Source organism: Providencia sp. AGC89, from assembly GCF_053543535.1.
Genome location: NZ_JBIXLP010000060.1, coordinates 106,394 through 126,740 on the forward strand (window position 1 = coordinate 106,394; position 20,347 = coordinate 126,740).

Genomic DNA, 20,347 nt, shown 5'->3' on the forward strand with positions numbered 1-20,347 from the left:
CTAAGGTTACCAATTTGTCACTTTGAGGTAAATTTTTTTACACTAGATTACATCTAAGTGAAACCCTAAAATGAGTAAATATGAACAACATTAACCACACTGACTTGATTTTACAGCGTTGTAGCCATTGCAACCAAAAAATCCTCGCTCCGCGATTTAGCTTACGACAAGTCGTTATTTGCCCTCGTTGTTCTAGTCAACTCAATGATGGCCGGTCATGGTCAATCAAGCGGTTATCCATATTGTCTATCACATTATTGATGCTAGCACCGATCGCTTTTTTACAACCACTAATTTCTATTCATCTGCTGGGAAGTCAAATTAATGCCAATGTAATAGAAGGTGTTCGCTTAATTAATCATCAAGGTGACCCGCTCACAGCAAGTATTGTGGCTTTTTGTGCGATAGCTGCTCCACTATTATTGCCAATATTAATTTTAATGTTACTTATTGGTCAGCGAATAAATTTAAACCTTCGCCCTATTTTACTGGTTCTGAAACACATCAAAGAATGGGTTATGTTAGATGTTTACTTAATCGCTCTCGGTATAGCGGCAATTAAAATGCAAGATTACGCCAGCGTGTTTATAGGTAATGGTTTAGTTGCTTTTATCACGATGGCTATTTTAAGTTTATTGATCCTCATCCACATGAATTTAGACGAACTATGGCGTCGGTTTTACCCTATTGATGACCAAGGGGAACAACCACATGCGTTGGCCTGCACCGCTTGCCACTTTACAGGGCCTTCTAACGCCCAAGGGAAGTGTCAGCGCTGTCATCGGCCATTACAATCTCGCAACCCCTATAGTTTACAAAAAACATGGGCTGCGCTAATTGCCGCCATGGTGTTATTGTTTCCCGCTAACCTGCTACCCATTTCAGTTTTTTATCTGAATGGGCAGCGTTTGGAGGACACAATTTATTCTGGTGTTGTAGCCTTAATTGACTCGGGTAACTGGCCTATTGCCATTATTGTCTTCATTGCCAGCATATTAGTGCCCTTCATCAAGATTATCATCATGATATTATTACTATTTTCTATACAGTTAAAAAGCAATACCGACCCTGTTCTTCGTATGAAACTACTAAAATTTGTTTCATGGATAGGCCGCTGGTCAATGTTAGATTTATTCGTCATTGCCTTAATGATGACATTAGTTAACCGTGATCAATTAATGTCTTTTACTATGGGCCCTGCCGCATTTTACTTTGGTACAGCAGTTATTCTAACAATCATGGCTGTTGAATGGTTAGATAGCCGCTTAATATGGGATTCATATGGAAAATCAAAACCTGCAAAATGAGCCTTCTGAAGAAGCTACAGAAGCCACACTACGCAAACGAGGGCGTATCTCCCCTTTCTGGTTATTACCGCTGGTAGCGATTTTTATAGCTGGTTGGCTTCTTTTCCAACATTGGGTTGAGCGTGGAACTGATATTACGATTGAGTTCTCTTCTGCCCCAGGTGTCGTCGCAAATCGAACACCTATTCGCTACCAAGGCGTTGAGGTTGGATTAGTTCAATCAATTGCTATTAGCAAAAATATGAAATCCATTATTGTTACTGCCAGTGTTAACAAAGACATGCGCTCTGCGTTAACTTCAGGCACAAAATTTTGGTTAGTTACACCTAAAGCCTCATTGGCGGGCGTTTCCGGCCTTGATGCATTGGTTGGCGGTAACTATATTGGAATGCTGCCAAGCACTGGGACAGAGCAATTCTCGTTTGTGGCACAAGACACGCCACCACAACTAAATATTGACGAAGGTGAACTTCTAATCCACTTAACCGCACCTGATTTAGGTTCATTAAACGAAAACTCACCCATTTATTACCGAAAAGTCCCCGTGGGTTATATCTCGGATTATACCATTTTACCGGATAACCAAGGGGTATCTATATCTGCGGTGGTCAAAAAACACTATGCCAAACTCGTTCGTAAAGACAGCCAATTTTGGAATGTATCTGGCTTACAAGGTAGTTTTGACCTTAAATCCGGTGCTAATATCAAAATGGAAAGCCTTTCTGCTGTCATAAATGGCGCTATTACTTTTGACTCACCGCAAGGCAGCCCCCAAGCGGAAGAAGGCCAACGTTTTGTGTTACAATCTAGCCGTGCCGTTGTCAAAGCTGCTGAACAAGAAGGTAAATCCCCTTTAACTCTTGCCTTATGGGCCAATGACACCTATGGCGTAAGCAAAGGACAACCTGTTGTTTATAAAGGTATTCAAATCGGTGAGGTGTTACAACGTCACCTATCCGCCGATAATGTCAATTTTAAAATAGCCATATATGATGAGTTTAAGCACCTCATTCGTGAAGACAGTAAATTTGTCGCCAATAGCCGTGTTGATGTCCAATTGGGGCTTGGTGGACTACAGTTCCAAGGCGCGACACCGCAAGAATGGTTAGATGGCGGCATACACTTAATTGCGGGGCAAAGCCAAGGGAAATTACCAGAGAAATTCCCTTTATACCGCAGTGATGACAATGCGAAAGCCGGTATTTTAGGGGAATCTCCACCAACTACAATTACTCTTAATACAGCGACATTACCAGATATACAAGCCGGGTCGGTTGTACTTTATCGTCAATTTGCAGTAGGCAAAATTACCACCATTAAACCCACTACATCCGGTTTTTCCATTGATGTATATATTTCAAGTGAATATCGGCATTTACTGACTGATAACAGTGTTTTTTGGGCTGAAGGTGGAGCAAAAGTTCAGTTAAATAGTAATGGTTTAACAGTCCAAGCTGCCCCATTGAGCCGTGCGATCAGTGGAGCAATAAGCTTTGACAACATAGGTAATGGCACAGCGAATACTGCACGCCAACACATGCTTTACCCTAATGAAACATCTGCTAAGGCTATTGGTAGTGTAGTTACCTTAACAACATTTGATGCCTCCAAACTTTCTGAAGGCATGCCTATCCGTTATTTAGGCATAAACATTGGTCAGATAGAGTCATTAAAACTGTCCTCTGATAAAAGAGAGGTACAAGCGAGGGCTATTCTCTATCCAGAGTATGTCAGCACATTCACAAAACTAGGGAGCCGCTTTGCTGTTGTAACCCCTGAGTTATCACCCGCGGGCTTAAATAACCTTGACAGTATATTACAACCTTATATTAGTGCAGAGCCTGGACGTAGTAATAAAAACCGTTATCAATTTGAACTACAAGCTGCCAATATAACTGACTCTCGTTATTTAGATGGTTTAACCATTTACCTTGATGCCACTGATGTTGGTTCTGTTCAGGTGGGTACGCCGATTTTATTTAGAGGGCTGGAAGTCGGTGTGGTGACAGGCTTATATTTGGGAGAGCTTTCCGACCGCGTTTATGTTGCCACACGTATTGGCAAGGAATATCAATATTTAGTACGTGATAACACTGAATTTTGGCAATCATCCGGCTTTAATTTCTCCTTTGGTTTGGCTGGTGGAGTTATGAAAAGCGGTACATTCAAGCAGTTTGTCCGAGGTGGTATCACTCTCGCCACCCCGCCAACAGTGCCTTTAGCGCCGAAAGCTAAGCCGGAACAGCATTTCATTCTAAAATTAGAAGCCCCTAGTGATTACTTAAACTGGGGTACATCAATACCTAAAAAATAAACACTACAAGGGTGCATATAAGTAACATAATGCACCCTCTCTTGTTTATCGGTGAAAATTTATTTTGGAAATCAATTCCATTTATACTATGATTAATTCTGTTGAGCTTAGTATATATAGATAACGTCGATAAATGAGGTGCTATTATGTGTTTTGTGAAATTGAAAATATCTTCCTATGAAATTAATGATGCGGTTATGGCTTCACATAAAAGTGATACGGTAAGTATCCCTTGTGATTCTGATACCGATTTCTGTATGCAATTAGATGGTTGGGACGAACATACCAGCATCCCTGCCACCTTAGATGAAAAACCTGTTTTACTCTATCGCCATCACTATGATAAAGAAAATCATCATTGGGTCATGAAATTAGCATAGTAGGTTAATCATGTTATACAGCCTATTAGCTCGGGTATATAAATGGGTAAGAACAAATAGAAAGGTGATTACTAGTGTGTTAACAAACAAACCGATAGGCAAAAAAAGAGGCCTGGTAGATTCCGATTACCGGGCCTTGGGAAATGGCTCTGGCAGAGCCGTGCGCTAAAATTGCCATTGAGACGTAACAAAGTACACCCTAATACTAGCTTTCAACTCACGTTCTTACCACATTTATTATCAATTATTTCACATATTATTAACACAATTTATTGTTTGATTTTCTAATATTGAACTATTTGTTCAATAGGTTATACCTATACCAGTAATCAACAAAACCTTTCAATTGTATATCACACTGATTTATATAAATAAAATAATAGAAAACACCATTCCCTCTGCGTAACCAACCCTATTTCCAGTAACCTTACTTACTGGGGCATAATTTTTCAGCGGCCTCTTTTAATGGCTGTATTCTTTCTTTAACACTTTTAGTTGTTTCAATAGGTGCTAATAAAACATCAATCGGCTGAGCCTTAATCTCTTTTTTCTCCATTAATTCCGTCGCTATCTCATTTAATGGATATTGCATCAATGTTGCAGGGTTAATGACGACCAATGCACCATTGTTACGGCACTCAAGCATCACCTCCTCACGAATAAACGGCCAGTCCTGACCAAATTGTTTTTTACTGACTGTTGCCAATGGTGCGGAGTATGCTGCACTCATTGTTCCAACAAGTAATAATGAGCAAATAATGAGTTTATATTTCATTAAAATGACCTTGTTAAATATTAAAAATATCTTCACTGTATTATCAAATAAATACGAACATTTGGCTATATCGGTTGATAAGTAGCAAAAATAGCAACGGCTAGAATTGCCATAGTACCCAATAACAATTCAACCCAACTATTAATGATCAAATAGTTCAAACGCCCTCTGTGTTTTAGGCCTGGAACGATATAGTAGCGATTAATCAAAGCTAACATTACCATTCCTAGAACTAAAATAATTTTAAACCAAAGCAATGATTGGTACTCAGAGCCCGAAAATGCCAAAGGCCATTCTGGCAAAATCGTTATTGCACTAATAACCCCGGTTAAGATGACAAGCACAACTGCAACATGCCCAATTTTTGAAAACAACCGCATAGTACTGATTATTTGTTTATCCATCCCCTGCACCAGCTCTTGTTTATGACGTAAAAACTGAATACAAATTAAGAATGGCCATAAACCACCAAACCAATAGGCTGCACTAATGAGATGAATGAACTGATTAATACGATGAAAAGCCCCAATAACGCCATCGGTCATGGCTGCATGCCCAATAAATGCATGGAGACCAAGCAGGACAATAGAAAGAAGTAATACTAGGTTTAGACGTAGCTTTATGGATTTTATACATAAAACCAGCAAGAGGATAACAGCAAACAGCAGTTGCCAGCGCCATATTTGACCAAATGACGTGCCAAGCACCCCCTGCCATATAGCCCAATCGATACTATCTTCCCAACCATCCCCCATCAAACCAGCTTGAGCAAGCAACCAACCAAAGGTTGTTAATGAAGTGATAATAGCGCAAAAGAAGATACCTTTATTAAGGTAACGGACTAATAAATAGCGAAACTTCCCACGACTGAGAAGCACTGCAAATATTGACATACCACACATCAATATTGCAGCGATAAAATGGATAAAACGAATTAACGTATAAAAAGCTTCTAGTGACATATCATTTCACTGTAAAGCTATAAGTCCCTTTTGTTTTGTGCCCATCCACAGAGACCACACTCCAATTAACATCATACTTACCGGCAACGAGTTTATCCTCAACAGGAACAATAACTTTAGTGTCATTACTTGGGTCTAATGCTGCCTTGCCTGTTTTGACAATATTTTTTTCAGGGCCAACAATATTGACTTTAGTGAAATTAACTTCAATCCCCTCAGAAAAGCTTAATGTAATTGATTCAGGTGCTTGCTCTACCGCGGCACCTTCAGCTGGTAGTTGGTCTTTAAGATGAGCATGAGCAAAAGCTTGTTGGAAGGACATACCTAAAAACAAAACGGCAATAGCGCTAAGTTTACGCCATGAAGATTTAATATGGTAGATTGGCATAGTAACCCCTTAATTTGCAGGTGAATTTAGAATTATTACCAATCATTATACGGAAAAAAACCAGTTTTACCGCTTAAAAATAGGTTTTGACCCTCTATCCTGTGAGTTTTCACACAAAATGAAAAGAAAAAGGCTTGTGGTCATTGAAATAAACTTTCATAGCCACAAGCCTGACAAGGTCTTTATACTTCAAATAGATATATTAACTTAATAAATACCGATAGTGCTTCAAATTAGATATGTGTTGCTGCAGATAAGCTTTTTAAGTCTTTATCTAACAAGAATAACGCCTTGCCAGATTCACCAACCATATCAAGTTTATCCAATACTGATTTAAATAGTTTTTCTTCTTCGTGTTGCTCAGCAACATACCATTGTAAGAAGTTAAATGTTGAATAGTCTTGGGTTGTCATGGCTAAATGAGCCAGTTTGTTAATTTCGCGTGTGATTAATTGTTCGTGCTCATATGTTTGGGTGAAAACATCTGCAATCGATTTGAAAGCAACAGGAGGCGCTGCAATTTGCCCTAATAAAGGTAATGCACCTGTATCGCTAAGGTAATCAAATAAACGCTGCATGTGCTCCATTTCTTCTTGTGAGTGCGACTTTAGAAATGCAGCTGCACCTTCGTAGCCTTTATCGCTACACCAAGCACTCATTTGCAAATAAAGATTAGCAGAATAAAATTCAAGATTTAATTGCTCATTTAGTTTATTGACCATGTCTGTAGTTAACATATTTATGCCTTATCAGTTAATCGTTCATTCTTATATTATGCACAGTATTACAATAATTAAAACCCTAAAACAATCTTAAAACAAAAAAATCCAATTTACTGATTATTAATAACTTTTGTTAAAAACAATAATAATCAATCTCATTATCTTTTCTTGGTTTATATTTTAATTATCACGATAACAATCATTCGTCTTTATTTTTTCGACATCATTTTTTAATATTCTATTGAGATTTTTTCTCATTAACCCATTATAATAAATCAGTGAGAATTAACTTTTGAGAACCAAAATGAACTACAACCTTGCTTTATTACCTAAAGATGAAATGGATAAGATCAACGTTGACCTTTTAGCCTCCGGTGTTGCATTCAAAGAACGCTATAACGTCGCCGTCATCGCCGAAGCCGTCGAACGGGAACAGCCCGAGCACCTAAGGGAGTATTTCAGAGAAAGGTTGGTTTATTACCGCCAACTTTCACAAAATTTTGCGCGTATGCCTTATGAACCCAGAAATCGCTAAATTGATTACTCGGTTTACTACCCAATATTTTTATTTGGTCACGAAGTAAATTTATTATCCATACACTAAAAAAGGGAGCCTTTTTCGGCTCCCCTTTAGTTACATTAATACGAAAGAAAATGGGTCTTTTCTTTGTTAACTAATATTAACTGCCTATTTAGTTGCGTTATAGGTAACCGTATTATTTTGGCAATCGACCGAAACAGAATAACGTAGGTCAGATTTTGCCCCTCTCACCACCAATGGAACAGTATAGCCTGTTTCAGTTTTAGTCACTTCACTATCATTGACCCATGCAACTGCCTTTTTACCTAACGTGGCCTTCTCTTCTGCCCAACGCGGTAACCGATTATGCATAAAATCACTTTTAACCTGAGCCGCAATCTGTGGTTCAGTTAATGTACCACAACTGACAAAGGGTTCCGCTTTACCTTCTTCATCGTTTGCGCTTAAAGCAAACGAACTAAAAACCAATGCACATGTCCCCAGAACAACAGCAATTTTATGATTTGCTTCCATAGCACCCTCCGATACCCATATAAGGTAAAGATTTTTGATTAGTTTAGCTGCCCATTTAAACCTATTAGAATATGTTAAATTTACCAGTTACTTACTGGTCATTTTCTAACTAGTATCAATGAATAAAATGACTTAACTAATATTAATCTATCAGGTCTGCGCATAAATGTTAATAGTATGTTTACTAATTATTAATTTTCATCATCGAATAATACGTGAATTTGCTCTTTACCTTGGTGGCTTTCCCTAATTTCTTGAGCCACTATTGCAATGGCCTCTCCACTACTCATCCCTTGCGCCATCAACTGATGAATTCTTTCAACCGCTTCTTGTTGCTCTTCATGATTAAGTGCTGGTATTCCAGAAAGCATGGTTTAAACCTCATAAGTAAAATACTAAAATCAATAATTAAGATTTTAACATCTCTTCGATTATTAAGATAAGAATATATGTTAACCTGTTCAAATCCACTTGTTGCGGAACATTATATTTATCGACATGACTATCAATAAAAAACAGTTACCTTATCGCCCAACTGCGGCAATCGACTATTTTGCGCCTATTGCACATCTGCCATGGGCAATGTTATTACATTCAGGAAATGCAAAACATTCACATAATCGATTTGATATTATTGTCGCTGACCCTATTGCGACACTGACTACCTACCACAGCGAAACAACCATCACAGAGCAAGGTCAACCTTCAACGACTTCGGGTTCAGACCCCTTTGATTTGCTAAAACAATTGCTCAATAAATACAGGTCGAACAATAATGAATGCATAGATTTACCCTTTAATGGTGGTGCATTGGGCCTTTGGAGCTACGATTTAGGTCGTCGCATTGAAAAACTCCCTAACCTCGCCAAAACAGAATTACAATTTCCTGATATGGCCATCGGGATCTATTTATGGGCACTCATTATTGATCATCACACTAAAACAACTACATTAATTAGTTATGATGATATTGAAGCTAGGTTAGCTTGGTTACAGGCACAAAAAAAACCACGTAAAAATAAATTCCAATTAACGTCCCCTTGGCAATCAAACATGTCAGAAGAGACATATCACCAAAACATCGCGCATATTCATGAATATTTACGTAATGGTGATTGCTATCAAATCAATTTAGCTCAAAGATTTAAAGCTAAGTATAAAGGGGACGAATGGAATGCATTTCTAGCTCTGTTAGAAAGTAATGAAGCCCCTTTCTCTTCCTTTATTCGTTTACCTGAAAACGCAGTCATTAGCATGTCCCCTGAGCGGTTTATTTTTTTACAGGATGGCGATATTCAGACACGCCCAATTAAAGGAACACTTCCCCGTCTAGAAAATGAACAGGATGACCTTGCTCAAGTAGAAAAATTAGCAAACTCAACCAAAGACCGTGCAGAAAACGTCATGATTGTCGATTTATTACGTAATGATATTGGCCGAGTTGCCCAGCCAGGGTCAGTGAATGTCCCTGAGTTATTTGCAGTGGAGTCATTTCCTGCTGTACACCATTTGGTTAGTACGGTCTGCGCAAAATTAGATGCACAGTATTGTGCTGCTGACTTATTAAGAGCGTGTTTCCCTGGAGGGTCAATCACCGGAGCACCTAAAATACGAGCAATGGAAATCATTGAAGAATTAGAACCGCATCGTCGACATGGATATTGTGGTGCAATAGGCTATATTAGCTTTTGTGGGAATATGGATAGCAATATTACTATTCGTACTTTATTGACCTATAAAAAACAAATTTACTGTTGGGCTGGTGGTGGTATTGTTGCTGATAGCCAAGCTGACAGAGAATATCAAGAGACATTTGATAAATTAAGCCTGATTTTACCTGTATTAGGAGCACTAAATAAAGATGACTGAACTGAATAACTTTATCAATCGTTTTCAGTTTACTTTGCCGACAACCCGCCAGCCTGTATTCAAGGCGGGTAAATCGGCTGCGGTTCTTTTGCCAATAATCAATAAACCGCACCCAACGTTACTTCTTACGCAACGCTCCCCTTTCTTACGTTCTCATGCAGGAGAAGTGGCTTTTCCTGGGGGGGCAAGTGACCCCGAGGATGGCTCACCCATCAACACCGCCTTACGTGAAGCTTACGAAGAAGTGGCGATCCCTCCGGAAAAAGTTAAAGTACTTGGCCAACTCGCCCCACTCCAAAGTTATGGTGGCTACGAGGTCACCCCTATAGTTGGGCTTTTACCTAATAATATTCGATATCAAGCGAACCCCAGCGAAGTGGCTTCTATCTTTGAAGTTCCATTGTTTGATGCACTTTCACTTCAACGCCATAAATTCGTGGATATAAAGCGTTCAGGGCGGCACAGTCGCATCTTTTTTTACTGGTATAACGGGCGGTTAGTTTGGGGTTTGACTGCCTCAATAATCCACCAATTAGCTTTACAACTAGATTGAGCCTTTCATAACTATTCACCATATAGCGCCGTTATTACAGTGTGATATTTTTAGATAGCCGTTATATAGCGTCAGATCTTACAAAATATCCATCTTTATACTGACTACTTTTTAGACAATTCACAGACATTTTGTGCTATTTACCTTCAATTCACACTCCTCAACTACCTTATTTCAAAAAATACTTTAAACTTACTGGTTAACACTACTAAATAACAGTAAAGTAGCGCCTTTTAAAATAAAGCACTATATTTTCATCTTTTTTTTAAGGAGTCCTGCGTGATAAGCGTTTTCGACATGTTTAAAGTGGGCATTGGCCCTTCAAGCTCTCATACCGTCGGTCCGATGAAAGCTGGGAAAGAATTTGTCGATGATTTGGTAAGCAAAGGCATATTGCCTAACGTTACTCGTATTTCTGTGGATGTTTACGGGTCATTATCGCTTACTGGAAAAGGGCACCATACTGATATCGCCATTATTATGGGGCTAGCAGGTAATATGCCTGCCACCGTTGACATTGAATCTATTCCAACTTTTATCAAAAATGTGGAAGAGTCAGAGAAACTCCCGCTAGCTAATGGAACTCAGGTTGTTGACTTTCCAAATGAAGGCGGCATGAATTTTCGTCAAGATAACCTGCCTTTACATGAGAATGGCATGACAATTCATGCATTTAATGGTGATAAAGAAATTTATACCAAAACTTATTATTCTATCGGCGGTGGTTTTATCGTCGATGAAGAACATTTTGGTCAATCCATCCTTGATAGCAAACCTGTGTCGTATCCATACAATTCTGCTGACGAATTATTATTGAATTGCAAAAAATCAGGTCTTTCTATTTCTAGTTTAATGATGAAAAATGAGCTAGATCTCCATACTAAACAAGAAATTGAAGAATACTTCGCTGATGTGTGGCACACGATGCAAGCTTGTATTGAGCGTGGCTTAAATACTGAAGGCGTCTTACCGGGCCCACTACGCGTTCCTCGTCGAGCACCGGCACTAAATCGACTGGTCACATCATCAAGTAAACTTTCAAATGACCCGATGAATGTTATCGACCTTATCAATATGTATGCCTTAGCCGTTAATGAGGAAAATGCCGCAGGAGGCCGCGTTGTCACTGCCCCTACCAATGGAGCATGTGGTATCGTCCCCGCCGTATTAGCTTATTACAATCATTGTATTGAGCCAGTTACCCCTGAGCTGTATATGCGCTATTTCTTAGCTTCAGGCGCAATTGGCATTTTATATAAAATGAACGCATCAATTTCAGGAGCTGAAGTTGGCTGTCAAGGTGAGGTCGGTGTCGCATGTTCAATGGCTGCTGCAGGCCTTACCGAGCTATTTGGAGGCAGCCCAGAGCAAGTTTGTATCGCCGCTGAAATTGGCATGGAACACAACTTAGGACTAACCTGTGACCCTGTTGCTGGGCAAGTACAAGTGCCTTGCATTGAGCGTAATGCAATCGCATCAGTCAAAGCCATAAATGCAGCAAGAATGGCATTACGCAGAACCAGTGAACCTCGTGTTTCTCTCGATAAAGTGATTGAAACTATGTACGAAACAGGGAAGGACATGAATGCCAAATACCGTGAAACTTCCCGCGGTGGTTTAGCTATCAAGGTGCAATGTGATTAGTTTTAACCTACGGTAAACACGTTAACGCCCTCTTCATTCTATTATCAAGTCGATAGCATTGAGGGCGTTTTTATCTGCAATTAAGCGCTCATTTGGTTAGCACTGTCTTTTCCTACCACAACCTTCAAGTTTAATTAATCATTTCCCCCACAAAAAACCTTGTTTTTTACTGTTTATTATATATTTCATCAACAGCATCAAAATGGAAGCTATGCTATTTTATGCTAAAAGTGCTTCTTTACATTATTTATCAACAATCAAACCCCCCGCCAACCCGCCCATTTTTTAACCAAAAAATCAATGACAGCCTATTTTTGCTTAATTTTTTGTTACCTGTAACACAATAACAATCCACTCAATTAAAAATTGATAAAAATAAAACCTAACAAAAAACAAATAAAAAGATAACAATCGCAAATTAATAAGTGATTTTAGGTATATTCTTATTTTTCTGACGCGAAACAAGTTTTTAGGTTAAAACAAAATGTTATGCTACATATGGACTCGATACTAACAAGATAAGTAGCTGGCTTATGGATACCATGAGTAATTTGTAATTATTCAGCTAATATTATGATACAGGGGAAATTGATAAAGAGGAGTCTAACTTTAGCATCCGTTTTATCTACAGATAATATTTCGTTTTATCTATCTATGAGGGAAAAATAGTGAGTATAGCTATTATGATTGGTACACACGGAGTCGCTGCAGAACAGCTTCTTCGAACAACCGAGATGTTAATAGGCGAACAAGACAATGTTTCGTTTATTGATTTTATCCCTGGGGAAAATGCAGACACCCTGTTTGATAAATACACTCAAAAACTAACTGATTTAGATACTTCAAAAGGCGTACTGTTTTTAGTTGATACATGGGGAGGTAGCCCATTTAATGCCGCAAGTCGTATCGTTAATCAACATGAAAACTATGACATCATCACTGGCGTAAATGTTCCAATGCTAGTTGAAACCTTTATGTGTCGTGATGATAACCCCACCTTGAGCGAACTGATCACTGTAGCATTAGAAACTGGTCGTGGTGGCGTTCGTTCATTTAAGTTCAAAGAAGTTGAAACAGCGCCCGCAGCAGCGGCACCAAGTACTCCTGCTCCAGCGCCAATCAAAGCTGGTCCGGGTGAACATATGGTAATAGCCCTTGCCCGTATTGATGACCGTCTAATTCATGGCCAAGTGGCAACTCGCTGGACCAAAGAAACGCAAGTTAAGCGAATTATTGTTGTCAGTGATGAGGTAGCAAAAGACCAAGTCCGTTCAACATTACTCAAACAAGTCGCTCCACCTGGGGTAACCGCTCATGTTGTTGATGTCGCTAAATGCATTCGCGTTTATAACAACCCGAAATATGCAGGTGAGCGTGTTATGTTGCTGTTTACTAACCCAACAGACGTTAAACGTATTGTCGAAGAAGGTGTTGAAATCAAGTCCGTTAATATTGGTGGTATGGCTTACCATGATGGTAAAACCATGGTAACCAATGCGGTTTCAATCAACCAAGAAGACATCGATGCATTTAATTATTTGAATGACAAAAATATTGAGCTTGAAGTCAGAAAAGTTTCATCTGACAACAAAGTCCACATGATGGACTTAATTAGCAAGCTCAAAAAATAATGCTTAATACAATTTTTTATTTTAGTTCTTTATCCATTACTCAAACAGATTTTAAAACTTGTTGGTTACAGGAGATTAAACAATGGAACTTACCGTTGTTCAAATAGTACTGGTCTTCATCGTTGCATGTATCGCGGGGATGGGGTCAATCCTCGATGAATTCCAGTTTCACCGCCCTCTCGTTGCCTGTACGCTTATTGGTATCGTTTTGGGAGACATGAAAACAGGTATCATCATCGGTGGTACTTTGGAAATGATAGCTTTGGGGTGGATGAATATCGGTGCCGCGGTCGCACCTGATGCTGCACTCGCCTCAATTATTTCAACCATTTTGGTCATCGCCGGTGGGCAAAGCATTGGTGCTGGTATCGCATTAGCCATTCCTCTTGCAGCTGCTGGGCAAGTATTAACCATTATCGTACGTACCATTACTGTTGCGTTCCAACACGCAGCTGATAGGGCTACAACGACTGGTAACTTGACTTATCTAAGCGTAGTTCACGTTTCAGCACTGGTCTTGCAAGCTATGCGCGTTGCTATTCCTGCGCTTATTGTTGCTGTTTCTGTAGGGACATCCGAGGTTCAGCAACTGCTAAGTTCAATCCCTGAAGTTGTCACAAGTGGCTTAAATATCGCTGGGGGTATGATTGTTGTTGTTGGTTATGCAATGGTCATTAATATGATGCGTGCAGGCTATCTGATGCCGTTCTTCTACCTAGGCTTTGTCACTGCAGCCTTTACAGATTTCAACCTCGTTGCTCTGGGTGTCATTGGTGTTGTCATGGCCGTACTTTACATCCAACTCAGCCCTAAATACAACAAATCTCAAGTTGTTGTGAGCCAAGGGAATAGTAACAACAATCTTGATAATGAATTAGACTAGGAGGAACGCAATCATGGTTGACACAACTCAATCTACAGAGAAAAAACTGACTCAGAGCGATATTCGCGGTGTTTTTTTGCGTTCCAATTTATTCCAAGGCTCTTGGAACTTTGAACGTATGCAAGCTCTCGGCTTCTGCTATTCAATGATCCCTGTTATTCGCCGCCTTTATCCAGAAAATAATGACGACCGTAAACAAGCGATTAAACGCCATTTAGAATTTTTCAATACGCACCCATACGTTGCAGCGCCGGTCCTTGGCGTGACGATGGCAATGGAAGAACAACGCGCTAATGGTGCAGACATTGATGACGGGGCAATCAACGGTATCAAGGTCGGTCTCATGGGGCCTCTTGCTGGTGTCGGTGACCCAATTTTCTGGGGAACAGTACGCCCTGTCTTTGCGGCACTCGGTGCTGGGATCGCGATGACAGGTAGTTTACTCGGCCCATTACTCTTTTTCTTTTTATTCAACCTAGTACGGTTACTCACCTTATACTATGGAATTTCATATGGTTATAAGAAAGGGATCGATATTGTTCAAGATATGGGAGGCGGCTTCCTACAAAAATTAACAGAGGGAGCTTCAATACTTGGTTTGTTTGTTATGGGGGCCTTAGTAAACAAGTGGACACACGTCAATATTCCACTTGAGGTTTCGCGCATCAAAAACCAAACTACAGGTGTAGAAGATATTACGACTGTACAGATGATCCTAGACCAATTAATGCCTGGTTTAGTGCCATTGTTATTAACCTTCGGATGTATGTGGCTCTTACGCCATAAAGTTAATGCATTATGGATTATTATCGGTTTCTTCGGTCTTGGTATCTTAGGTGCTTGGCTGAAATTCTTAGCACCATAATTCTCTTGTAATTATTTGAATTGGGAGGTTGCAGCCTCCCTTTTTTAATTTTAAGCTCTGCACATGTTTACTTATCCAAGGGCGCTCCAATGACTTTCAATGATGCCATTCTCGCTATTATCATTTTGCTCATGCTTGTGTATGCAATTTATGACGAATTTATTCAGCATTTACTGAAAGGCAAAACGTTATTAAAGATCAACTTAAAACGAAAACATCGTATTGATGCCACCATTTTTATTGTATTAATATGTATTGTTATTTACACAAATATTGTTCGTCATGGTAATTTATTAACCACTTACTTATTATTGGTTACTATATTCATGTCTATTTACTTGGCATTTATAAGAACACCTAAGCTATTTTTTAAACAAACTGGGTTTTATTTTGCCAATACTTTTATTTTATACGAAAGAATAAAAACAATGAATTTATCTGAAGATGGCATATTAATAATAGGGTTAGAACAAAAGAAAATTTACATAAAAGTATCTCACCTTGATGATTTACAAAGAATTTATGAGTTTTTAATTAATCATAAATAATCATTATATATATTCATAATAAAACTAAGGTTAATTAATTTTATAATTAACCTTTTTTTTCTTAATACCCTAGTTGATAATAATTCTCACTAACGTTTAATATCCACAATTAATTAATTGTTGCCTTTAAAATAAAATGTGGTATCTTTCTTTCAACGTCATTGGGGAGTAGCCTGTTCTGGTATTATATATATACCAGAAAGTCCGTATCAACATACTCGTTTGGTTTCAAACGTGGTGCGGACACCAGATTCGGTTGGCAAGACCATAGACACATAAATAAGCCTTTTGGTTGGGGGTAATTTATGTGTATATGGAAACACCCAACCGAGGTTCTTGTTATGAGCTTTTACGCTACCCTTATCTTAGCCCTTGCACTATCCATGGATGCCTTTGCTGTAGCCATTTGCAAAGGTGCTGTTTTGCATAAACCTCGCTTCAGAGAAATTCTCCGCACTGGATTTATTTTTGGCTTCATTGAAGCCATAACCCCAATTATAGGTTGGGGTATTGGGATACTTGCAAGTCAATATGTCATTCGTTGGGATCATTGGATTGCATTTGCTTTATTATTTGTTTTAGGTGCTCGTATGATTTGGCAGAGCATTAAAACAAAAGATGAAGAATGTTGTTCAAAGCCGTCAAGTCATAGCTCAACAAACCTAATATTATCAGCGATAGCCACTAGTCTTGATGCAATGGCAATCGGTCTTGGTTTAGCATTTTTACAAGTAGACATCGTTCATACTGCAATGACTATTGGCTTAATGACGATGATAATGGCGACTGTTGGGATGATGATCGGCCGTTATGTCGGCCCATTATTAGGGAAAAAAGCCGAAATTGTAGGTGGATTAGTATTAATTGGTATCGGGTTTAATATCTTATTCGAGCACCTTGAATTATTTATGTACGCTTCATAATTTTGTTGCCCCCTAATTATCTTAGGGGGCAATTTTAAGCGTTCTACTCACCCTGATATTGGTAAACCCGGATCAAGAAATCAGCAGTATAATTCTTCACATTAGATAATAATAAACCTTGCTTAACTTCTTCAGACGCACGCCAAGCAAATGGCGTCATTGCTAGCAATTCATAAGCTTCGCTGCCTGCCAGTGACATTTTATAATTTAACCGTGTTTCGTCTAATAGAACAAAATTAGGTAGATTTTCTTCTTTAACAGGATGCAATTTCACTTCATCATAAATCAATGCTTTTAATTCTTGCAGATGTTCTGCTGCTGGAGTGACGGTAATTAGAGTCCCCTTAGATATTAAGATACGGCTTAATTCTTCCCCTTTGCATGGTGCATAAATTCGGACAATACTACCGAAACTTGTATCCGCAAAAGGTAATCGGTGGCTAGTCCCCACACAAAAATGTACTGATTTATAACGCTTAGCCGCGTAACGGATTGCCGCTTTAGACACATCTAACCCAAAGACCGTGGCTTGCTCGTCTTGCTTTTTCAGTTCTTGTGCAAAATAATCAGTGTAATACCCTTCCCCACAACCAATATCTAGCAAACTCATATTTGATGACGGAATAAATTGGGCTATTTTTTCTGAAACTTTGTCACGCATCAGGTGATAATGCCCCGCATCAAGAAACTGCCTACGAGCCTGCATCATCTCTGCGCTATCACCGGGGTCTTTTGAACGTTTATGTTGCACAGGTAATAAATTAACATAACCTTCTTTTGCACAATCAAACTGGTGGTTAGCTTCACAACGAAAGCTATTTTGTACTTTTTGAAGGGGTTTAAAACAAAGGGGGCATTGATAGTTCATAAACATCACTGATTTAAAAATAATGAGCAGTATACCATATCAGCCATCATGCAGCGCCATAGAATTATTTCCCATGACACCGTGACGTTAACGATATTCCATTAAATTATTTTACAGGCTTACCCGCCTGCGCAGATTTTTCTTTGCTCTCTTTTTTCTCTGCTTTTAATTTATTATCATTAAACTGATATTATATTCTTCACCTAATGCAGAACTAAAAATAAAAGCCGGACTCATATCTGACTGAGCGGCTTTCATTCTTATTGCAGAATATCCTAAGCAATATACTTAGAAATCAGCAAATTCAGGGATTGGTTTACGCCCATGAGATTCAAGAAAATCAAGCACACGACGTGGTGTTACATTCAGGATCTGAGATTGTGGGAAATCAATAGAGTCCAGCATTTCAATGACACGGTCAAAACGACCTAAGTAACCTGAAAAGTGAGAGTCAGACCCCAGCGAAACCCAACCTCCACTGTCTTTAACCGCTTTTGCAATTTCTAAACAGTTCTTTTGACTACCCGCTCGGGAATGGAGAAATGATGAGTTATTCATTTCTAAAGCAACATTACTTTCTTTCGCCGCTTGAGCAACCGCTTTAATATCGATGGGGTACTTAGGGTTTCCAGGGTGCGTAATGATTTGCACTTTACCACTGCGGATCGTTGCAATCATGGCTTCTGTATTATCAGCTAAACTTTGGGGCTCTAATACCGGCTCATGAAAACCCGCTAATATAATATCCAGATGACGTGCTATTTTTTCATTACAGTCTGTCTCACCCAGCTTATTTTTTATATTAGCTTCAATACCATACAGTAAACCAACACCATCAACAATCCGAGGTAAGATAGGCATATTACCAAAATGCCATTCATGAGGGGCATCTTGCATTTCAGGTCCATGGTCTGTGATCGCAAATAGCTTTACACCACGGCTTGCCGCTTCCGTAAAATATTCACTCACCGTACTATATGCATGGGTGCTGGCAATGGTGTGCGCATGTAAATCAACTTGATACATAATATAATATCCTTCTAATTCTTCTATTTGCTTTATCACTTATAACGACTTATTCAAGCTAACATATCAAGGTTAAGGTTTCGATACTAATTAAGCTAAACAGCACTTTATAGACCTATACTTTATAAACTTATAACAATACATTGCACTTTATCTGGAATCGTATTTAATACGCAAAAACCCGCGATAATCGCGGGTTCAAGTTGAATATTTCGAGATTAAAACTAGTCGACTAAAACACGTTTATTTGTTGCGCCCCACAGGATCGACATCTCTGTAAAAAGTGCGCCACTGATATCTTCAACTTCTTCAGCCGTTATCTCGGCATTCCCTTGTTTACCAAAAAATACGACTTCATCACCTGGGCTGACTTGTTTTAAATCAGTAACATCCACCATGACGGTATTCATTGATGTTTTTCCTAACACAGGAACAGTTTGGCCATTGATCAATGCATGACCAGTATTACTAAATACTCGACGGTAGCCATCAGCATAACCAACAGGAATATTGGCCAAAACAGAATCTCGTTTCAAAGTATAAGTTCTGTCATAACCCACAGTATTTCCTTTAGGGTAATGATTCACCGCAGCAATATTTGATTTAAGCGTCATTACGCGTTTATAGTCGTTCGTTGCAACGGTGTCACCATAAAAGATCCCTCCTACACGCACCATATCTAGCCACGACTCGGGGACAGTAATAGTTGCATAAGTATTCGCCACATGCAGCATCACATCTTCACGCTTTATTCCAGTTACCGCCAAGACTTGTTGTGATCCTTTCTTGAATTTTGCAAGATCTTTACGGATTTGAGCTTCATCTTCCTCTGGATAGTGAGACATAATTCCCACGATTTTTAATTGCGGTAATTCTGAAATCTGCTTCGCTTCATTCAAACCAGCGGCATGGCTTACTTCGAGTCCATTACGGGACATCCCTGCCGAATTTAGCGCTAAATGAATAGGAATGATTTTATTTTGTTGTTTTGCAATCGCATTCAAACGTTGCGCCATTGCTAAATTACCAATGAGTTCTTCCGTGTCATATTGTGTCGCTTGTGCCATTTCCTGCTCAGTCGCATTTCTCACTCGCATTAAACGGCCTTTAAAACCTAAGTCTCTCACTGTTTTTAATTCTTGGTTGTTTGTTACGCCAATACATTGAACATTGTTTTCAATCATAATGGGGGTAACTAATGAAAGGTCATGACCGTAAGCATCCCCTTTCAATACCGCGCAAAGAGAGGATTTATCGCCTAATAGAGCTTGAACTTTTTGCACATTAAATTCTAATGCGCCTCGTGAGATTTCAATCCATGAGTTATTAACCACTACGGATTGGGTTTGTACTACAGGTGTTGCTACATCATTAGCATTAGTATTAAACGGTTGTTGGCATGCTGTCGTAGCAACAAATAGCGGTAGTAATGCAAGATATTTTAAACGAAAAGCCACAAATTATTCCTTAACTATAGTGATATTCACCCCAATCCGTTGTTGTTCTCATTTTGGGGACGTTGACCTGCATAAATACATTTCACCGTGATAATATCAATTTGAATAATTTGAACAAGTAATAATTCACTTTTAATGCATAAAAAGTCACACTACACGCATAAATATAATCAATGTT

At 39.0% G+C, this 20,347-nt stretch carries 21 protein-coding genes and 1 riboswitch; of the genes, 12 read left to right on the top strand and 9 right to left on the bottom strand.

Translation table 11 applies throughout. From position 1 onward, the window contains the following. Positions 1 to 80 precede the first annotated feature (80 nt). The 3 genes from yebS to ACIPUA_RS08805 all read left to right on the top strand — a co-directional run bounded on the left by yebS (position 81) and on the right by ACIPUA_RS08805 (position 4,001). Positions 81 to 1,307 (top strand): membrane integrity lipid transport subunit YebS, encoded by a 1,227-nt coding sequence (gene yebS, locus ACIPUA_RS08795; protein ID WP_042843598.1) that lies wholly within the window; start codon positions 81 to 83, stop codon positions 1,305 to 1,307. Continuing rightward, the gene (locus tag ACIPUA_RS08800; protein WP_449059567.1) at positions 1,282 to 3,621 is read left to right on the top strand and encodes an MlaD family protein; all 2,340 of its coding nucleotides are present in this window, start codon (positions 1,282 to 1,284) and stop codon (positions 3,619 to 3,621) included. Before yebS ends, ACIPUA_RS08800 begins: the two co-directional genes overlap by 26 nt. A gap of 146 nt (positions 3,622 to 3,767) precedes the next feature. Then, positions 3,768 to 4,001, top strand: coding sequence for a DUF1480 family protein (locus ACIPUA_RS08805; protein WP_042843596.1), 234 nt, complete (start codon positions 3,768 to 3,770; stop codon positions 3,999 to 4,001). Positions 4,002 to 4,428: 427 nt separating this feature from the next. Here the strand turns inward: ACIPUA_RS08805 and ACIPUA_RS08810 are convergent, their stop codons facing one another. The 4 genes from ACIPUA_RS08810 to ftnA all read right to left on the bottom strand — a co-directional run bounded on the left by ACIPUA_RS08810 (position 4,429) and on the right by ftnA (position 6,863). Further along, positions 4,429 to 4,776 (bottom strand): YebY family protein, encoded by a 348-nt coding sequence (locus ACIPUA_RS08810; RefSeq protein ID WP_042843595.1) that lies wholly within the window; start codon positions 4,774 to 4,776, stop codon positions 4,429 to 4,431. Between the two features lie 65 nt (positions 4,777 to 4,841). Next, positions 4,842 to 5,738 (bottom strand): copper homeostasis membrane protein CopD, encoded by an 897-nt coding sequence (gene copD / locus ACIPUA_RS08815; RefSeq protein ID WP_129465968.1) that lies wholly within the window; start codon positions 5,736 to 5,738, stop codon positions 4,842 to 4,844. Position 5,739: 1 nt separating this feature from the next. Beyond that, a complete protein-coding gene (copC, locus tag ACIPUA_RS08820) occupies positions 5,740 to 6,126 on the bottom strand; it encodes a copper homeostasis periplasmic binding protein CopC (protein WP_042843591.1) in 387 nt (128 codons plus the stop codon). Between the two features lie 233 nt (positions 6,127 to 6,359). Continuing rightward, the gene (gene ftnA / locus ACIPUA_RS08825; protein ID WP_042843590.1) at positions 6,360 to 6,863 is read right to left on the bottom strand and encodes a non-heme ferritin; all 504 of its coding nucleotides are present in this window, start codon (positions 6,861 to 6,863) and stop codon (positions 6,360 to 6,362) included. A 289-nt stretch (positions 6,864 to 7,152) separates the two neighbouring features. Here ftnA and ACIPUA_RS08830 point away from each other — a divergent pair, with 289 nt between their 5' ends. After that, positions 7,153 to 7,383: a DNA polymerase III subunit theta gene (locus ACIPUA_RS08830; protein ID WP_042843589.1), complete on the top strand. Its 231-nt coding sequence runs from the start codon at positions 7,153 to 7,155 to the stop codon at positions 7,381 to 7,383. Positions 7,384 to 7,536: 153 nt separating this feature from the next. Here the strand turns inward: ACIPUA_RS08830 and yebF are convergent, their stop codons facing one another. Together yebF and ACIPUA_RS08840 are read right to left on the bottom strand one after the other, a co-directional pair. Further along, complete coding sequence (gene yebF, locus ACIPUA_RS08835; RefSeq protein ID WP_048607312.1) at positions 7,537 to 7,902, bottom strand: protein YebF; 366 nt, start codon at positions 7,900 to 7,902, stop codon at positions 7,537 to 7,539. 191 nt (positions 7,903 to 8,093) lie between these two features. Next, complete coding sequence (locus tag ACIPUA_RS08840; RefSeq protein ID WP_042843587.1) at positions 8,094 to 8,273, bottom strand: YoaH family protein; 180 nt, start codon at positions 8,271 to 8,273, stop codon at positions 8,094 to 8,096. Positions 8,274 to 8,400: 127 nt separating this feature from the next. Here ACIPUA_RS08840 and pabB point away from each other — a divergent pair, with 127 nt between their 5' ends. The 8 genes from pabB (at position 8,401) to mntP (ending at position 16,818) form a co-directional block, all read left to right on the top strand. Beyond that, complete coding sequence (gene pabB / locus ACIPUA_RS08845; protein ID WP_042843586.1) at positions 8,401 to 9,771, top strand: aminodeoxychorismate synthase component 1; 1,371 nt, start codon at positions 8,401 to 8,403, stop codon at positions 9,769 to 9,771. Continuing rightward, positions 9,764 to 10,324, top strand: a complete 561-nt coding sequence (locus ACIPUA_RS08850; protein ID WP_042843585.1) for a CoA pyrophosphatase — start codon at positions 9,764 to 9,766, stop codon at positions 10,322 to 10,324. Before pabB ends, ACIPUA_RS08850 begins: the two co-directional genes overlap by 8 nt. A gap of 279 nt (positions 10,325 to 10,603) precedes the next feature. Continuing rightward, a complete protein-coding gene (locus ACIPUA_RS08855; RefSeq protein WP_131680768.1) occupies positions 10,604 to 11,968 on the top strand; it encodes an L-serine ammonia-lyase in 1,365 nt (454 codons plus the stop codon). Between the two features lie 668 nt (positions 11,969 to 12,636). Then, positions 12,637 to 13,599, top strand: coding sequence for a PTS mannose transporter subunit IIAB (gene manX, locus ACIPUA_RS08860; RefSeq protein WP_215573047.1), 963 nt, complete (start codon positions 12,637 to 12,639; stop codon positions 13,597 to 13,599). Positions 13,600 to 13,681: 82 nt separating this feature from the next. Next, positions 13,682 to 14,482 (top strand): PTS mannose/fructose/sorbose transporter subunit IIC, encoded by an 801-nt coding sequence (locus ACIPUA_RS08865; protein WP_042843583.1) that lies wholly within the window; start codon positions 13,682 to 13,684, stop codon positions 14,480 to 14,482. 13 nt (positions 14,483 to 14,495) lie between these two features. Beyond that, positions 14,496 to 15,347 (top strand): PTS mannose transporter subunit IID, encoded by an 852-nt coding sequence (locus tag ACIPUA_RS08870; protein ID WP_042843581.1) that lies wholly within the window; start codon positions 14,496 to 14,498, stop codon positions 15,345 to 15,347. A gap of 89 nt (positions 15,348 to 15,436) precedes the next feature. Beyond that, the gene (locus ACIPUA_RS08875; RefSeq protein WP_042843580.1) at positions 15,437 to 15,895 is read left to right on the top strand and encodes a DUF986 family protein; all 459 of its coding nucleotides are present in this window, start codon (positions 15,437 to 15,439) and stop codon (positions 15,893 to 15,895) included. 151 nt (positions 15,896 to 16,046) lie between these two features. Further along, a riboswitch (yybP-ykoY riboswitch) is annotated at positions 16,047 to 16,189 on the top strand. Between the two features lie 47 nt (positions 16,190 to 16,236). Further along, positions 16,237 to 16,818: a manganese efflux pump MntP gene (gene mntP / locus ACIPUA_RS08880; protein WP_042843579.1), complete on the top strand. Its 582-nt coding sequence runs from the start codon at positions 16,237 to 16,239 to the stop codon at positions 16,816 to 16,818. A 43-nt stretch (positions 16,819 to 16,861) separates the two neighbouring features. Here the strand turns inward: mntP and rlmA are convergent, their stop codons facing one another. The 3 genes from rlmA to alr all read right to left on the bottom strand — a co-directional run bounded on the left by rlmA (position 16,862) and on the right by alr (position 20,169). Next, on the bottom strand, positions 16,862 to 17,686 hold the full coding sequence (rlmA, locus tag ACIPUA_RS08885) for a 23S rRNA (guanine(745)-N(1))-methyltransferase (protein ID WP_042844319.1): 825 nt from the start codon (positions 17,684 to 17,686) through the stop codon (positions 16,862 to 16,864). A gap of 288 nt (positions 17,687 to 17,974) precedes the next feature. After that, positions 17,975 to 18,712, bottom strand: coding sequence for a phosphatase (locus ACIPUA_RS08890; RefSeq protein ID WP_042843578.1), 738 nt, complete (start codon positions 18,710 to 18,712; stop codon positions 17,975 to 17,977). A 224-nt stretch (positions 18,713 to 18,936) separates the two neighbouring features. Then, entirely contained in the window at positions 18,937 to 20,169 is a 1,233-nt protein-coding gene (gene alr, locus ACIPUA_RS08895) for an alanine racemase (RefSeq protein ID WP_042843577.1), read from the bottom strand. Positions 20,170 to 20,347: the final 178 nt, after the last annotated feature.

Bases quoted from the DNA above. Each gene is read 5' to 3' on its own strand.
- ftnA (WP_042843590.1), bottom strand. From the start codon at position 6,863: ATGTTAACTACAGACATGGTCAATAAACTAAATGAGCAATTAAATCTT.
- pabB (WP_042843586.1), top strand. From the start codon at position 8,401: ATGACTATCAATAAAAAACAGTTACCTTATCGCCCAACTGCGGCAATC.
- ACIPUA_RS08800 (WP_449059567.1), top strand. From the start codon at position 1,282: ATGGAAAATCAAAACCTGCAAAATGAGCCTTCTGAAGAAGCTACAGAA.
- ACIPUA_RS08810 (WP_042843595.1), bottom strand. From the start codon at position 4,776: ATGAAATATAAACTCATTATTTGCTCATTATTACTTGTTGGAACAATG.
- ACIPUA_RS08890 (WP_042843578.1), bottom strand. From the start codon at position 18,712: ATGTATCAAGTTGATTTACATGCGCACACCATTGCCAGCACCCATGCA.
- yebF (WP_048607312.1), bottom strand. From the start codon at position 7,902: ATGGAAGCAAATCATAAAATTGCTGTTGTTCTGGGGACATGTGCATTG.
- yebS (WP_042843598.1), top strand. From the start codon at position 81: ATGAACAACATTAACCACACTGACTTGATTTTACAGCGTTGTAGCCAT.
- ACIPUA_RS08875 (WP_042843580.1), top strand. From the start codon at position 15,437: ATGACTTTCAATGATGCCATTCTCGCTATTATCATTTTGCTCATGCTT.
- ACIPUA_RS08830 (WP_042843589.1), top strand. From the start codon at position 7,153: ATGAACTACAACCTTGCTTTATTACCTAAAGATGAAATGGATAAGATC.
- rlmA (WP_042844319.1), bottom strand. From the start codon at position 17,686: ATGAACTATCAATGCCCCCTTTGTTTTAAACCCCTTCAAAAAGTACAA.
- copD (WP_129465968.1), bottom strand. From the start codon at position 5,738: ATGTCACTAGAAGCTTTTTATACGTTAATTCGTTTTATCCATTTTATC.
- mntP (WP_042843579.1), top strand. From the start codon at position 16,237: ATGAGCTTTTACGCTACCCTTATCTTAGCCCTTGCACTATCCATGGAT.
- ACIPUA_RS08850 (WP_042843585.1), top strand. From the start codon at position 9,764: ATGACTGAACTGAATAACTTTATCAATCGTTTTCAGTTTACTTTGCCG.
- ACIPUA_RS08870 (WP_042843581.1), top strand. From the start codon at position 14,496: ATGGTTGACACAACTCAATCTACAGAGAAAAAACTGACTCAGAGCGAT.
- copC (WP_042843591.1), bottom strand. From the start codon at position 6,126: ATGCCAATCTACCATATTAAATCTTCATGGCGTAAACTTAGCGCTATT.
- ACIPUA_RS08840 (WP_042843587.1), bottom strand. From the start codon at position 8,273: ATGCTTTCTGGAATACCAGCACTTAATCATGAAGAGCAACAAGAAGCG.
- ACIPUA_RS08865 (WP_042843583.1), top strand. From the start codon at position 13,682: ATGGAACTTACCGTTGTTCAAATAGTACTGGTCTTCATCGTTGCATGT.
- ACIPUA_RS08805 (WP_042843596.1), top strand. From the start codon at position 3,768: ATGTGTTTTGTGAAATTGAAAATATCTTCCTATGAAATTAATGATGCG.